Origin of the sequence: Pseudomonas sp. 43(2021) (genome assembly GCF_017490805.1) — a bacterium.
Classification (GTDB): Bacteria; Pseudomonadota; Gammaproteobacteria; order Pseudomonadales; family Pseudomonadaceae; genus Aquipseudomonas.
Window position 1 is genome coordinate 1 of record NZ_JAFGYJ010000101.1, and the last position, 757, is coordinate 757.

General features: G+C 59.6%; 2 protein-coding genes. One reads left to right on the forward strand and one right to left on the reverse strand.

The window, feature by feature from the left end; all coding sequences use genetic code 11:
• Nucleotides 1–398 (reverse strand): SDR family NAD(P)-dependent oxidoreductase (locus J5M71_RS26125; protein ID WP_207838331.1); only part of this gene is annotated, 398 nt, incomplete at its 3' end.
• A 125-nt stretch (nucleotides 399–523) separates the two neighbouring features.
• On the opposite strand from J5M71_RS26125, the gene J5M71_RS26130 reads away from it, so the two are divergent.
• A partial coding sequence (locus J5M71_RS26130) for a LysR family transcriptional regulator (protein WP_207838335.1) occupies nucleotides 524–757 on the forward strand: 234 nt, incomplete at its 3' end.

Genomic DNA, 757 nt, shown 5'->3' on the forward strand with positions numbered 1-757 from the left:
CCCATGTGTTTCGCTGCTTCCTGCGAAGCAATGAACACGCTGCGCACGTTGATGGCCAAAGTCTGATCGAAGTCTTCCAGTTTGAAATCTTCCAGCGGCGCGATGGCCAGTACGCCGGCGTTGTTGACCAGAATGTCCAGGCGGCCAAACGCTTCGACGGTGGCGCTGACGGCGTGGCGAATCGCGCCGGCATCGGCGCTGTCAGCCTTGATCGCCAAGGCTTTGCCGCCGTTGCCGGTGATGCTGTTCTGCAGTTCTTTGGCTTTGGCGGCGGAGCTGACGTAAGTGAAAGCGACGGCGGCGCCTTCAGCGGCCAGGCGTTTGACGATGGCTGCGCCGATGCCGCGCGAACCGCCTTGAATCAGAGCAACTTTGCCGCTGAGGTGTTGAGTGGTCATGTTCGATCTCCAAGTGTTCAAGGCGGAATGCCTTGGTGTTGGTGCCGAGTATCGGCGTGGCATCGACAACCGGGTAGACCATGATTGCTATAGTCTGTGTAAACCAGAAGTTTACAGTGGCGATCATGGAAACATTCAGCAGTATCGAATGCTTTGTGCGCAGCGCCGAAGTTGGCAGCTTTGCCGAAGCCGCGCGACGTTTGAGCCTGACCCCGGCGGCGGTCGGCAAGAGCGTGGCGAAACTGGAGGCGCGGCTTGGCGTGCGGCTGTTCCAGCGCAGTACACGCAGCCTGACCCTGACCGAAGCGGGGCAGCTGTTTTTGAGTGAAGTCAGCGCCAGCCTGACCACCATCCAGAAT